11 protein-coding genes and 1 tRNA gene are annotated in these 14,382 nt (G+C 60.7%); 6 read left to right on the top strand and 6 right to left on the bottom strand.

Going from position 1 to position 14,382, the window contains the following annotated elements; genetic code table 11:
* Positions 1-32 precede the first annotated feature (32 nt).
* From clpX to tig, 3 genes are all read right to left on the bottom strand, one after another.
* Positions 33-1,301: an ATP-dependent Clp protease ATP-binding subunit ClpX gene (gene clpX / locus CLU93_RS25670; protein WP_010398446.1), complete on the bottom strand. Its 1,269-nt coding sequence runs from the start codon at positions 1,299-1,301 to the stop codon at positions 33-35.
* 200 nt (positions 1,302-1,501) lie between these two features.
* Positions 1,502-2,119: an ATP-dependent Clp endopeptidase proteolytic subunit ClpP gene (gene clpP, locus CLU93_RS25675; RefSeq protein ID WP_373629889.1), complete on the bottom strand. Its 618-nt coding sequence runs from the start codon at positions 2,117-2,119 to the stop codon at positions 1,502-1,504.
* 208 nt (positions 2,120-2,327) lie between these two features.
* On the bottom strand, positions 2,328-3,668 hold the full coding sequence (gene tig, locus CLU93_RS25680) for a trigger factor (protein ID WP_099764600.1): 1,341 nt from the start codon (positions 3,666-3,668) through the stop codon (positions 2,328-2,330).
* A 600-nt stretch (positions 3,669-4,268) separates the two neighbouring features.
* Between tig and CLU93_RS25685 the strand changes: the two genes are divergently transcribed.
* Positions 4,269-4,451 carry a hypothetical protein gene (locus CLU93_RS25685; protein ID WP_099763919.1) on the top strand — a complete coding sequence of 61 codons (183 nt, stop codon included), beginning with the start codon at positions 4,269-4,271 and terminating at the stop codon, positions 4,449-4,451.
* Between the two features lie 7 nt (positions 4,452-4,458).
* Positions 4,459-5,979, top strand: coding sequence for a hypothetical protein (locus tag CLU93_RS25690; RefSeq protein WP_099763920.1), 1,521 nt, complete (start codon positions 4,459-4,461; stop codon positions 5,977-5,979).
* A 58-nt stretch (positions 5,980-6,037) separates the two neighbouring features.
* Here CLU93_RS25690 and CLU93_RS25695 read toward each other — a convergent pair.
* The 3 genes from CLU93_RS25695 to CLU93_RS25705 all read right to left on the bottom strand — a co-directional run bounded on the left by CLU93_RS25695 (position 6,038) and on the right by CLU93_RS25705 (position 10,645).
* Positions 6,038-6,120 (bottom strand) — tRNA-Leu (locus CLU93_RS25695).
* 254 nt (positions 6,121-6,374) lie between these two features.
* Entirely contained in the window at positions 6,375-9,485 is a 3,111-nt protein-coding gene (locus CLU93_RS25700; protein ID WP_099763921.1) for an efflux RND transporter permease subunit, read from the bottom strand.
* Complete coding sequence (locus CLU93_RS25705; protein WP_099763922.1) at positions 9,482-10,645, bottom strand: efflux RND transporter periplasmic adaptor subunit; 1,164 nt, start codon at positions 10,643-10,645, stop codon at positions 9,482-9,484. The genes CLU93_RS25700 and CLU93_RS25705 overlap by 4 nt, the downstream gene beginning before the upstream one ends.
* Positions 10,646-10,934: 289 nt before the next feature.
* Between CLU93_RS25705 and hpnC the strand changes: the two genes are divergently transcribed.
* The 4 genes from hpnC to CLU93_RS28335 all read left to right on the top strand — a co-directional run bounded on the left by hpnC (position 10,935) and on the right by CLU93_RS28335 (position 14,354).
* Entirely contained in the window at positions 10,935-11,816 is an 882-nt protein-coding gene (gene hpnC / locus CLU93_RS25710) for a squalene synthase HpnC (protein WP_099763923.1), read from the top strand.
* A 46-nt stretch (positions 11,817-11,862) separates the two neighbouring features.
* Positions 11,863-12,696 (top strand): presqualene diphosphate synthase HpnD, encoded by an 834-nt coding sequence (gene hpnD / locus CLU93_RS25715; protein ID WP_096235300.1) that lies wholly within the window; start codon positions 11,863-11,865, stop codon positions 12,694-12,696.
* A 7-nt stretch (positions 12,697-12,703) separates the two neighbouring features.
* Positions 12,704-14,074, top strand: a complete 1,371-nt coding sequence (hpnE, locus tag CLU93_RS25720) for a hydroxysqualene dehydroxylase HpnE (RefSeq protein WP_306595228.1) — start codon at positions 12,704-12,706, stop codon at positions 14,072-14,074.
* Positions 14,075-14,198: 124 nt separating this feature from the next.
* Positions 14,199-14,354 (top strand): hypothetical protein, encoded by a 156-nt coding sequence (locus CLU93_RS28335; protein WP_165829442.1) that lies wholly within the window; start codon positions 14,199-14,201, stop codon positions 14,352-14,354.
* The last annotated feature ends 28 nt before the right edge of the window (positions 14,355-14,382 follow it).

Below are 14,382 nucleotides of genomic sequence, written 5' to 3' on the forward strand. Positions count from 1 at the left end.
AAATCCTTTTTATGCATTTGTCTCGGCAGTAATCAATTTTCTCCGGAGGCCTTGGCAGTCTCTTGATAAATCAACAAAGGTTTGGCGCCACTGGTGATGGTATTTTCGTCGATGACGACCTTCACTACATTTTGTTCGCTCGGCAGTTCGTACATGACATCCAGCAAAGCATGTTCCAGGATGGAACGCAGGCCACGGGCACCGGTCTTGCGCGCCAGCGCCTTCTTGGCGATTGCATGCAGGGCGGCCGGACGAATCTCCAGTTCCGCGCCTTCCATCTCGAGCAGCTTCGAATACTGCTTGATCAGCGCATTCTTTGGCTCGACCAGGATCTGGATCAGCGCCTCTTCCGTCAATTCCGCCAGGGTGGCGATGACGGGCAGACGGCCCACCAGTTCCGGGATCAGGCCGAACTTGACCAGATCTTCCGGTTCCGCTTGCAACATCAGTTCGCTGGCCGAGCTTTGCGACTTGCTGCGCACCGTGGCCGAGAAGCCGATGCCGCTCTTTTCGGAACGGTTGGCGATCACTTTCGACAGGCCGTCAAAGGCGCCGCCACAGATGAACATGATGTTGGTCGTGTCGATCTGCACGAAATCCTGGTTCGGATGCTTGCGGCCGCCTTGTGGCGGCACGGAAGCCATCGTGCCTTCGATGAGTTTCAACAAGGCTTGCTGCACGCCCTCGCCCGACACGTCGCGCGTGATGGACGGATTGTCGGACTTGCGCGAAATCTTGTCGATTTCATCGATGTAGACGATGCCGCGCTGGGCTTTCTCGACGTCATAGTTGCAGCTTTGCAGCAGCTTCTGAATGATGTTTTCCACGTCTTCACCCACGTAACCGGCTTCGGTCAGGGTGGTGGCGTCGGCGATCACGAACGGCACGTTGAGCATGCGCGCCAGGGTCTGTGCCAGCAGGGTCTTGCCCGAGCCGGTAGGACCGACCAGCAAGATGTTGCTCTTGGCCAGTTCGATGTCGTCTTTCTTGCCCAGGTGCTTGAGGCGCTTGTAATGGTTGTACACCGCCACCGACAGGATGCGCTTGGCAGTCTGCTGGCCGATCACGTACTGATCGAGCAAGGCGGCAATTTCTTGCGGCGTCGGCAGGTCGGATTTGGTACCGGTCACCGTTTCGATGCTCGACGTTTCATCACGGATAATGTCGTTGCACAGGTCGATGCACTCGTCGCAAATGAACACGGACGGGCCGGCGATGAGTTTCTTCACCTCGTGCTGGCTTTTGCCGCAGAACGAGCAATACAGTAATTTTTCGCCGCTAGAGGATTTTTTGTCTGACATAAGGCATTTTGGTTGGAACTGCATTAACAATATTGCAAAATCGCAAGCCGGAGTGCGGTAGTCGCCCGCAAAGGCAGCCACCCATGGCGCAAGCCAACAACGTGCACAAGCTCCATGCTACCCGAAATAAAAGCGAAACGCCCGAACGTTTGATCGCCCGGGCGTTAACTTACGTACTTAGCAATACCGGTAGGGGCTCATCAAGCGCGGCTGGTCAACACTTTGTCGATCAAACCATACTCAACGGCCTCGTCGGCGGACATGAAACGGTCGCGGTCGGTGTCCTTGGCGATCTGTTCGATCGACTGGCCCGTGCGCTCGGCCATGATGCCGTTCAAGCGGGTGCGCAGATAAAGGATTTCCCTTGCCTGGATCTCGATGTCGGACGCCATGCCTTGCGAACCACCGGACGGCTGGTGAATCATGATGCGCGAGTTCGGCAGCGAGAAACGCTTGCCCTTGGCGCCAGCGGCCAGCAGGAAAGCGCCCATCGAAGCGGCCATGCCCGTGCACAGGGTCGAGACGTCCGGCTTGATGAACTGCATGGTGTCGTAAATGGCCATGCCGGCCGAGACCGAACCACCTGGCGAGTTGATGTAGAGCGAGATTTCCTTTTCCGGATTTTCGCTTTCCAGGAACAGCAGCTGGGCGACAACCAGGTTGGCCATCTGATCATTGACCGGGCCGACCATGAAAATCAAGCGTTCCTTCAGCAGGCGCGAGTAAATATCATACGAGCGCTCGCCGCGACCGCTTTGTTCCACCACCATCGGCACCAGGCCGAGCATCTCTGTGTCCAGCGCCGGATTACGGTTCATACCTGTCATTTCATTTCCTTGTGAAGCAGTTAGAGGGTGCTACCAACACCTTGGAACACCAAACAAAACCTACTGCGCGTCGCGATTTGCGGCCTCCGATGCTCACTGTGCATTCGCACAGCTCCGCTTCTCAGCCACAACTCCCATCCGCTCGCTACGGTTTTTGTTTGGTGTCAAAGGCAATAATGGCATCCGGATACCAACTGGTTTACGCTTGTGCGTTGCTTCCCATCAGTTCGTCGAAAGCAACTGCTTTCGTCGTGACTTTCGACAGGCCCAACACGTAAGTGACGACGTTTTCTTCCAATACAAGGGCTTCGATCTCACCCAGACGACGACGGTCGCTGTAGTAGTACTTCAGTACTTCGCGTGGATCTTCGTAGCTTTGGGCGAAATCTTCGATTTGCGCCTTGACTTGCTCAGGCGTCGCCTGCAGGTTGTTGTCGCCTACCAGTTGCGATAGGATCAGGCCCAGGCGTACGCGACGCTCGGCTTTTTCTGCGAACAGTTCTGCTGGGAAAGGCACGTCCTTGACGTTCATGCCGCGCTGCGCCATGTCTTGACGGGTCATTTCGGCCAGGCGCTCGGAATCTTGAGCGATCAGCGTTTTTGGCACGTCCAGCTCAGCAACTTTGATCAGCGCGTCCATGACGGCTTCCTTGTTGCGTGCTTTTACGCGGCCAGCGACTTCACGCTGCAGGTTGACTTTGATGTCTTCGCGCATTTTGGCCAGGTCGCCATCGGCAACGCCCAGGGACTTTGCGAATTCGGCATCGACTTCCGGCAGGTGCGCCCATTCCAGCTTTTGCAGCGTGATGGTGAACGAGGCGGTTTTGCCGGCCACGTCCTTGCCATGGTAGTCCTCAGGGAACGACAATGGGAAAGTCTTGGACTCGCCCACTTTCAGGCCCAGGGTCGCGGCTTCGAATTCTGGCAGCATGCGGCCTTCGCCCAGCACGAAAGCGTAGCCTTCAGCTTTGCCGCCTGGGAATTCAACGCCGTCGATCGAGCCGACGAAGTCGACGGTCACGCGGTCGCCGTTGGCAGCGATCGGCTCACCGCCGTCACCGTGTTCGCCAGCTTCGCCCTTGGTGTGGAAGTGCACGCGCTGCTTGCGCAGGATATCGATGGTCTTGTCGATTTCGGCTTCCGACACTTCGGCTTGCACGGTTTCGATTTCAACGGCCGTCAGGTCGCCGATGGCGACTTCCGGATACACTTCGAAGGTTGCATCGAAAGCCAGCTGGCCTTCGGCTGCTTCTTCTTTCGGCACGATGTTCGGGAAACCGGCCACGCGCAGATTGTTTTCGTTGGCGGCGTCGTTGAACGCGCGGCCGACTTTATCGTTCAGCACTTCGGATTCAATTTGGTAGCCGTATTGTGCTGCGACCATTTTCAACGGCACTTTGCCCGGACGGAAGCCCGGTGCCTTAGCCGTACGGGCTTGCACTTTCAGGCGCTTCTCAACTTCCGTGCGGACGTCCGTCAGCGGGAAGGAGATCGTGATACGACGTTCGAGTTTGCCCAAGGTTTCGACTGCAGTTGCCATGTAAAAAATCGTCCAAAAAATAAACACTGTTGGTGCGAGAAAAGAAGACCCGACCCCTTGCGCCATCACTGGCGGCAAGACATGGGTCCAGCTTCACTCGCTCGCATATTCATCTGTAAAAGTACTGAAAACAGGACGATGGACCTGGTCTACCCGGCTGAGGGAAAAACCCGCACCAGGCACCAAACAATCCGCCGCTTCCAGTACTGCGACAGGGCTCCGAGCGTCCAGCCTTGCTTCCAAGTAAATGCAAGGCCGGCCATCATTCGGTAAAGCGTGGCATTATAACAAAGGACTTCGGGAAAGTGGCTGGCTTTGCAGCCCGGCCACAGAGGATGCCAGCGGCGGCGAATGAATCGCCACAGCCTGGGTTGCCCTGTCTTTACTCTTGCCCCGGCTTTTCTTACTTCGCCAGAGACAGGCTTTCCAGCCTGCTTCGTTCATTAGTATATGCGAACTGTCGCTCCGTCCGAAACAAAGAAATGCGCTCTTGACGAAGATTTCAGTCAAAAAACCTTTGATTTACCTCAATTTGGCCATTTTTCAGGCAAACCTAAGCCACCGCTACGCACTCCAAGTGAATTTAGTGGAGAAAATATCATGAGCGATAGCGCACCCGGCGGTTCCAGCAACGCCAAAGCCAAGCTGCAAATGGTTCTCAGCCGCCTGCTCGACGGCGTAAGCGATGACGACCTGCAAAAAATCCAGACGGAAGTCGATGAAATGGAATTGCGCATGCAGGGAGACGGCCATCACGACCACGACCACCCCACCGCCGCCTGATCCGGCAGTGGCTGCGCTTGCCGTGCGTGCCGCAGCACCGGATGCGGACGTGCTGACCGCCGTGGAAACGGCGCTGGCCAGCCACCGCGCCTTTGGCGACAGCAACTATATCCGCGACCAGCTGGCCGTCGCCTACCGGCGGCGCCTGCACAAGCTCGGTGGCGCCCTGCCCGAGGCGGACAGCCTGGCCACGCTGCTCGATGCGGCGCCACCCGTGCGCCGGCGCCAGTTGCTGGGCGACACGGTGCTGCGCTGCGCCGTGCAACACGCCATGCGCCAGTTGCATCTGGGCGACGAGTACGGATTGCCTTTGCCGCAATGCGCGGCGCTGTTCCAGGAGGCCCACGCGCATCTGCAGGCGGGCTTTCCCGGCGGCCCGCTGGTGGCCCATTTGCCGCCCATGGCGCGCCTGCACAAAGAGGGTAGCGGTAGCCCGCAAAACGAAGACACCTATCTATGGCATGCCTGGCAGCAAGGCACGCCGTATGCGCGCGCCTTCCTTGCCGTGATGGAAGATAACTACGGCGCGCCGCTGTCCACGCCCACGCCGCAGGAACGGGTCCTGCTGCACCGCGGCCTGCGGCTACTGGAAACCCTGCTGCCCCGCCTGACGGCCAGCGCGCTCTCTCATGTGCAATTGATCGCCTTGTTTCCCAAGCTGGGCACGTGGCGCGGCAAGGCCTCCAGCTCGCAATTTCGCGTCAATGGCAGCGTGTTCCTGAACCAGGAACTGATCGGCAACCCCTGGTGGCTGGCCGAGCACTTGCTGCACGAATCCCTGCACCAGAAACTGTACGACTTCCGCCACGGCCATAGCCTGCTGGCGCCCGATTATGCGCGCGAGGATGGCGCCAAGGTCTGTTCGCTGTGGAATGCGCCCGATGATGACGGCAATCACTATTGGGATGCCCACCGCGCCCTGGCTGCCTTTCATGTGTATGTCCACCTGGCCTTGCTGTGCCTGCAGGCCGAGCGGCAGGAAGCGGCGCTGGCACCACAGTACGGCCCCATCGGCCAGCACATGAGCGGCAGACGGCGCGCCATCGACCGCGCCCGCTACCTGGGCGAGCAATTGCAAAGCACTACCTGGCCGGAGCTGGGACTGGCGGGGCGGCACATGACGCACTGGCTGCTGGATGTGCTCGACGCGCTCGACACGCAACGGCGTCCCAGCGGCGCTACCCTGCATCTGCTGCTCGACCTGTACGAGCGCCAGAGCCGCAAGCTCGATACTTATCTGGCGCAACAGCCGCCGCCCCGAAGCGACACGTTGGGCCTGCAGGCGCAGCAAGAGCTGGCGATGACGGAGCAGGCGCTGCACCTGCTGAACAGGCAACTACCAACGTCCACGTGGTCGCAAGAGCAACACTGGCCGCAGGCGCGGCAACACGTGTTGCAGGCACTTTGGCCGCTGACTGAAGATGATAAATTGATGGAAAGAAGGGGCTACCCGCATGCGCAGACGCTGATTGCGCAGATGGTGCAACTATCGAGCCGGCAACTGGCCGCGCTCGGCGCACTCGGTTGATGACTGCCTTGGAGCATATCTTGATGGTGCTGCACTTCCGGGCTGGAACAACCCGGATTGGTGCGGATGGGGAGACTCGAACTCCCAAGCCGAAGCACTGGCTTCTAAGACCAGCGTGTCTACCAATTCCACCACATCCGCATTTTGTACTACTTGGTACTACTTGCTTCCCTGATTTTAACAACTCGGGAACGATCTGGCTACCGTGGACTGATAGTGCAAGCCCTCGGCAAAGCAAAGGCGGCATTCTACTGGATTTCCCAGAGGAATGCCGCCTTTTTTTGCTGCGCCTCAGAGAGCGCCACCGGTCAGTGTGGCGGCATCTTTACCCCAAAAGCAAGCACTGGGGTCGTACCCTGAGGGTACGACCCCGGCATTTTCGCCGTTTGGGTGAATTACACAGCTGGCGTACTCGCTTCTCTTGCCGACGGCTCCGGCTTCTTGACCCGGAACCAGGCCGCATACAGAGCCGGCAGGAACAGTAAAGTCAAGGCCGTCGCCAGGATCAGCCCGCCCATGATGGCCACCGCCATCGGGCCCCAGAAGACGGAGCGCGACAAGGGAATCATGGCCAGTGCGGCGGCGGCGGCCGTCAGCACGATGGGGCGGCAGCGGCGCACGGCCGAGTCGATGATGGCATCCCATGGCGCCGAGCCATCGTTGATGTCTTGCTCGATCTGGTCGACCAGGATCACCGAATTGCGGATGATCATGCCGAATAGCGCGATGATGCCCAGGTTGGCCACAAAACCAAGTGGCCGGCCCAGCGCCAGCAAGGCAAAGGCAGCGCCCGCCACGCCCAGCGGCCCCGTCAGAAACACCAGCAGGGAACGCGAAAAACTGTGCAGCTGCAGCATCAGCAAGGTGAAGATGATGAAGATGGCCAGCGGCAGATTGGTGGCAATCGACGCTTCCGCCTCGCCGCTGTCGGCCGCCACGCCTTTCACGGTGATGCGGTAGCCGTCCGGCATCTTGGCCCGCAAGGCGTCGAGCTGCGGCGCCAGCTGCGTCGAGACTGTCGCGCCCTGGATGCCGTCGACCACGTCCGACTGCACGGTAATGGCCCATTCGCGCTTGTCGCGCCAGACCACGCCCGGCTCCCACACGAAATGCACGCGGGCCAGCTGCGAGATGGGCACGGACTTGCCTGTTGCCGTCGGAATATTCGTGTCATTCAGCACGGAAATCGTCGCCCGCTCGGCCAAAGGCTGGCGCACCTGGATATCGATCAGCTTGTTGTCTTCGCGGAACTGCCCGATGACGGTGCCCGAGAGTATCGTATTGGCCGCCTGCATCACGGTTTTCGAGGTGACGCCCAGCGCACGCATCTTGTCCTGATCCAGGTCCAGGCGCAGCACTTTCACCGACTCATTCCAGTTGTCATTGACGCCCAGTGTGTTCGGATTGGCGCGCATGATGTCCTTGACCTGGTCGGCGATGGCGCGCACGCCCGCCACTTCCGGCCCCGTGACACGGAATTGCACGGGATACGGCACCGGTGGTCCGTTCGGCAACAGTTTTACCCTGCCCCGCACTTCCGGGAAATCCTTCTTGAAGACATCGATGATCTTCTGGCGCAGCTGCTCGCGATCCGCCAGGCTCTTCGGCAGGATCACCACTTGCGACACATTGGTCTGCGGGAAGATCTGGTCCAGCGGCAGGTAGAAACGGGGGCTGCCCGTGCCCACATAGCTGGTGACGCTGTCCACGCCGTCGAGCTTGCCCACAAACGCCTCGAATTTCTTCACCTGCTTTTCATTCGCGGCAAAGGTCGTGCCTTCGGGCGACCACAGTTCCACCATCAGTTCAGGACGGCTGGAATCGGGGAAGAATTGCTTTTCGATAAAGTTGAAGCCGTAAATGCCCAGCGCAAAGATGGCCAGGGTGGCCGCTATCGTCGTCTTGCGCCATTCCACGCACCAGGTGACGGCGCGGCGGAAGCGGCGGAAATTCGGCGTATCGAACAATTCATGGTCGTTATGCGCGTGCGGTTTCACTTTCAGCAAGACGTAGCCGATGTAGGGCGTAAAGACGACGGCCACCACCCACGAGATGATCAGGGCCAGCGCATTCACCGAGAACAGGGAGAACGTGTATTCGCCGGCGGCCGACTTGGCCAGGCCGATGGGCAAGAAGCCCGCCACCGTGATCAATGTACCCGTCAGCATGGGCATCGCCGTCGAGGTGTAGGCGAACGTGGCCGCGTCGAAACGCGACATGCCCTCTTCCATCTTGCGCACCATCATTTCGACGGCAATGATGGCGTCATCGACCAGCAAGCCCAGCGCGATGATCAGAGCGCCCAGCGAGATCTTGTGCAAATCGATGTCGAGCAGGCGCATGAACAGGAAGGTCACGGCCAGCACCAGGGGGATGGTCAGCGCCACCACCAGGCCCGGGCGCACGTCGATGCGCAGCGGTTTTGTATGCAAGCCCAGCGCGACAAAGCTGACGGCCAGCACGATCAGAATGGCTTCGACCAGGGTATGCACGAACTCGCCCACGGAGGCAGACACGGCTTCCGGCTGGTTCGACACGCGCTGCAACTCTATACCGACCGGCAACTCGCTCTTCATGCGCGTCACCGTTGCTTGCAGGGCCTTGCCCATGTCGATGATGTTGCCGCCCTTTTCCATCGATACACCCAGGCCGATCACTTCCTTGCCGTTGAAACGCATCTTGTCCTTCGGCGGATCGACGAATTCGCGTTTCACCGTGGCAAAGTCGCCGAGGCGGAAGGTGGTGCCGTTGGCGCGCAGCTCCAGGTTTTCCAGGTCCTTGACGGTCAGCATGGCGCCCGTCACGCGCACTTGCAGATTATCCGTCGGCGTCACCAGCACGCCCGTGGCATTGATGCTGTTTTGCGCGGACAATTGCTGCACGATGGCGTCAAATGGAATGCCCAGCTGGGCAAATTTCTTGTGCGAAAAGATGATATTGATCTTTTCATCCTGCACGCCGAACAGTTCCACCTTCGATACCTGCCCCACGGCCAGCAGTTCCTGGCGTACCTTGTCCGCGTAATCCTTCATTTCCGCGTAGGTAAAACCGTCGCCGGACAGGGCGAAGATGGAACCATACGTGTCGCCGAACTCGTCATTGAAGAACGGGCCCACGACGCCGGCCGGCAAGGTGCCCTGGATATCGCCGATCTTCTTGCGCACCTGATACCAGGCGGCCGCCGTTTCCTTGGGCGGCGCCGATTCGCGCAACTCCAGCAGGATCAAGGTTTCGCCGGGCTTCGAATAGCTGGTGATCTCGTCGATATACGGCGTTTCCTGCAGTTTCTTTTCCAGCTTGTCCGTTACCTGCTCGGCCATCTGCAGCGCCGTGGCACCGGGCCAGTACGCTTGCAAGACCATGGCGCGGAAGGTAAACGGGGGATCTTCATCCTGGCCCAGGCTGGCATAGCTGAGCATGCCGCCGATCAGCAGCACGGCCATCAGGTAGCGCGTCAGCGGGATGTGTTCGAGGGCCCAGCGCGACAGATTGAAGCCGCCCTTCATTTGGCCGCACCCACACTGACGGGGGCCGCGGCCACATCAGGCTTGCTGGCCAGTTCGGCGCCCAGAATCGAGACTTTCTGCCCAGGCTTGAGCAGGTTGACGCCGGCCGTGACCACCGTCTGGCCCGCTTTCACGCCCGAGGTCAGCAGCAACTCATTGCCCGCCACGCCACCCACCGTCACCGGCACCAGCTTCACGGCGCCGTTTTCCACCACCCAGACGGAGCTTTGCGACTTTTCATTGAACAGCGCCGTCAGCGGCACCTTGATCTGCGGCGTGGCCGTCTGCGAAGCGAACTGCACCACGGCCGTCATGCCCAGGCGCGCTTGCGGCGCGTCCGGGATGCTGACCTTGGCCAGATAGGTGCGCGTGGCGGCATCGGCCACGGGCGACACGACACGTATCTTGCCGGGCAAGCCTTGCTTCGGGTCGGCCCACAGGCGCACCACCACATCCTTGACGCCGCGCAAGGTGTCAACCTTGTCTTCGGGAATGCCGATCACGACTTCCTTCTCGCCGCTCTTGGCCACTTGCACCACGGGCGCACCGGGCGCCACCACCTGCCCCACTTCGGCCTCGATGCGCGTGACGACGCCATCGACGTCGGCCAGCAAGCTGGCATAGCCGGACTGGTTGGCCTGGCCACGATACAGGGCTTGCGCCGCTTCCACGTTCGCCTGCGCCGCCTTGTAGGTGGCATTTTTGCCATCGAGCACGGCCTGGCTGACGAAATTTTTCTCGCGCAAATCCTGGTAGCGCTTCAATTCCGCGCGCGCCAGGTCGCGGCTCGTTTCCGCGCTGACCAGCGACGCCTTGGCCTGGGCCTGCGACAGCTGCAAGTCGACGGGATCGAGTTGCATCAGCACTTGCCCCTTTTTCACGCTGGCGCCCACCTCGACCTGGCGCGCGACGATCTTGCCGCCCACGCGGAAGCCCAGCTGCGACACCACGCGGGGCACGACCTCGCCCGCCAGCTCGGCACTCACATCAACATTACTGCTAGACAACACGATCGCGCGCACGGGGCGCACGTCTTCCACTTTGACGGCGGGCTTGGAACAGGCCGCCAGGCTCAGCGCCAGGGCGGCGGCGGCGATCAGCCGCAGGGCGGGCAGCGCGGGTGCACCGGTCTCGCGGCGCAGGGTTTTCAGGGCAAACAAGGTATTTTCCTTTACTATGCGGGCTGTAATATTTTTATGCGGAGAAACTTTTTGCTTGCCGATGGGGATAAGCCAAATTTTTTCGCACGCGATATCCTTAAATTTGTGACAATATCAGCTTGATCATGACAGGGAGTGACTCCCTCTAATGACTTTCTGGTTATTAATTATAATCGTGCGTAAAAGTTTTTAGTGACTTTTGCGTCATTAATCTTGAGCCGTACAACGTCCGCCACATTCCAGCGTTTGAGGGGTGCCGGACAAACGCAAGACTAGAGAAGCGTGTTCAATGCCTGTAGACCATTACGAAAATTTTCCTGTTGCATCATTTTTACTGCCGCGCCGCCTGGTGCCCGCCGTCGAAGCCATCTATGCCTTCGCCCGCAGCGCCGACGACCTGGCCGATGAAGGCGACGCCACGCCGGCCGAACGCCTGGCCGCTCTGCACGCCTACGAAGAGGCGCTGGGCCGTATCGCACGCCACGAAGGCCATGCAGGCGAGAACGCCGCCATGTTCGAACGCCTGGCCGCCGTCATCGCCAAACACCAGTTGCCGCTGAAACCGTTTTACGATCTGTTGTCGGCCTTCAAGCAGGATGTGCAAACGACGCGCTACGCCAGCTACGACGACGTGCTCGATTACTGCGCCCGTTCCGCCAACCCCGTGGGGCTGCTGATGCTGCACCTGTACGGCGCGGCCGATGAACAGAATGTACGCGATTCCGATGCCATATGTTCAGCTTTGCAACTAATTAATTTCCTGCAAGACGTCGCCATCGACCAGCAAAAAGAGCGCATCTACCTGCCGATGGAAGACCTGAGCCGCTTTGCCGTCTCCGCCGCCGCCTTCGAGCGGCCCGAGGCGCACGGCAAGTGGAGCGCCCTGATGCGCTTCGAAGTGGCCCGCACGCGCGCCCTGATGCTGTCCGGCGCGCCCTTGGCCCTGCGTTTGCGCGGGCGCATCGGCTGGGAACTGCGTCTGGTGGTGCAAGGGGGCTTGCGCATCCTCGAAGCCATCGAAGCGGTCAATTACGACGTGTTCCGGCGCCGCCCGAAACTGGAAAAGCGCGACTGGCTGATCATTTTCTGGCGCGCGCTGCGCATGTCGCGCAAAAGCCTGCATCAAGAGACACAAGTAAAAACGGCTTTTCCCCCGTCGCCCACTCTGTAAGACGATAGAATAGCGGCTTCGATCTGCAACCCTTGCTCTTTTGACTATGTCTCCCGACGAATACTGCCAACAAAAGGCCGCCCAGAGCGGCTCCAGCTTCTACTACAGCTTCCTGTTCCTGCCGGCCGAACGCCGCAAGGCCATCACGGCCCTGTACGCGTTCTGCCGCGAAGTCGATGACACGGTCGACGACTGCACGGACGAAGCCGTGGCACGCACCAAGCTGGTCTGGTGGCGCAAGGAAGTCAAGGCCATGTACGAGGGCAACCCCACGCATCCCGTGATGCGCGCGCTGCAGCCGCACCTGGCCGTGTATCAACTGGAAGAAAAGCATTTGCAGGCCATCATCGACGGCATGGAAATGGACTTGAACCAGACCCGCTACCTCGATTACCAGGCCATGAGCCGCTATTGCTGGCACGTGGCCAGCGTGGTGGGCATCTTGTCGGCCAGTATCTTCGGCGCGACCCGCCCGGAAACGCTGCTGTACGCGGAAAAACTGGGCCATGCCTTCCAGCTGACCAACATCATCCGCGACGTGGGCGAAGATGCGCGCAAGGGGCGCATCTACCTGCCGATCAGCGAATTGCAGCAGTTCAATGTGACGGCGGCCGACCTGCTGAACGCGCGCCACAGCGAAAATTTCGAAAACCTCATGCGTTTCCAGGTGGCGCGCGCGCAAAAGGCGTATGACGAAGCCTTCGCCCTGCTGCCGGCGGAAGACCGCCGCGCCCAGCGCCCGGGCCTGATCATGGCCGCCATCTACCGCACCGTGCTCAATGAAGTCGAGCGCGATGGCTACCACGTGCTGAAACAGCGCATTTCGCTCACGCCGATCCGCAAACTGTGGCTGGCCTGGAAGACCTGGGTTCGTGGCTGAGAGTAACGTGAAGCAACGCTACGCCGTCATCGGTGCCGGCTGGGCCGGCTGCGCGGCGGCCATGGAACTGGCGCGCGCCGGCCATTCGGTGAGCGTGTTCGAGGCGGCGCGCACCCTGGGCGGTCGCGCGCGCCGCGTCGAAAGAGAAAATACCGTACTCGACAACGGCCAGCACATCTTGCTGGGCGCCTACACGGAAACCTTGCGCCTGATCAAGCTCGCGGGCCAAGACCCTGCCGAACTGATCCTCACCCTGCCCCTGCAGATGCGCTATCCGGCAAACTCCGGTGGCATGGATTTTCTGGCGCCGCGCCTGCCCGCACCGCTGCACCTGGCGTGGGCCCTGCTGCGCGCCAAAGGTTTGCAGCGCGCCGACAAGCTGGCCCTGATGCGCTTTTCCACCGCCATGCGCACGATGGGCTGGCAGTTGTACAACGATTGCTCGGTGACCGAGTTGCTGCAGCGCTTCGACCAGACGGATCGTTTGAACCGGCTGATGTGGCACCCGCTGTGCCTGGCAGCGCTGAATACCCCGCCCGAGCGGGCCTCGGCCCGCGTCTTCCTCAACGTGCTGCGCGACAGCCTGGGGGCGAGCCGCCGGCGCGCCTCCGACATGCTGATCCCGAAGGCGAACCTGAGTGCCCTGTTGCCCGAGGCGGCTGCCCGCTATGTGGAACAGCATGGCGGCGCAGTGCGCACGGGCGCCAAGGTGGACGCCTTGCACGCCTTGCCCGATGGCCGTTGGAGACTCGATGACGGCGTCGATGACGGGGGAAGCTTTGATGGCGTGATCGTCGCCACCTCATCCGTGCAGGCTGCCAGCCTGCTGCAAGACTTGCACGACGCACGCCTGGCCGACGTCATCAATCGCATGCAGGCGTTCACGCCGGAAGCCATCAGCACCTGCTACCTGCAGTACGACGCCAGCGTGCGCCTGGACTTGCCGTTTTACGCGCTCGTCGATGCGCCAGAACAACAGCACTGGGGCCAGTTCGTCTTCGACCGGGGCCAGCTTGACGCAAGCCAGGCGGGCTTGCTGGCCGTCGTCATCAGCGCCTCCGGTCCTGCCGCCGAGCAAGGCCATGGGCCGCTGGCGCAAGCCATCGCGGCGCAACTGGCGCAAGTATTGCAGCGTCCGGAACTGGCGCAGCCCGTCTGGACCCAGCTGATCACGGAAAAGCGCGCCACCTTTGCCTGCACGCCCGATTTATTGCGTCCCGACAACGCCAGCGGCATGCCGGGCTTGCTGCTGGCGGGCGACTACACGGCCAATGCTGACCGGAAGCAAGACTATCCTGCCACCATCGAGGCGGCCGTGCGCAGCGGCGTGGCGGCCGCCAGGGGCGTCACCACGGGCAAGGCGTCACAACAGACTTGACGCTGCATCCTGCCCTGGTGTCGCTCGCCCCCGCGAAATTGCATTCTGTCGCACCGCGCTGGTGCGCCAGGCCGCGCTTGGGTACAGTCTGATCATCGACAACGGCCATGCCACGGGGAATACCATGCACACCACCTTGCACTTGAAAAACAGCTTGAAAGCCCTGGCGCTGCTCGCGTGTGTGGCACTGGCCACCCTGACCATCATTCACGGACAGCAAACGCCACAAGCACCACTGATGCTGAGCCAGGCAAGCATGCTGCTGCCGGCCATGGGCTGAAGCGGCAAAGCGGACGCACAGGAAGAAT

The organism is Janthinobacterium sp. 35, from assembly GCF_002754575.1.
GTDB classification, from domain to species: domain Bacteria; phylum Pseudomonadota; class Gammaproteobacteria; order Burkholderiales; family Burkholderiaceae_D; genus Janthinobacterium; species Janthinobacterium tructae.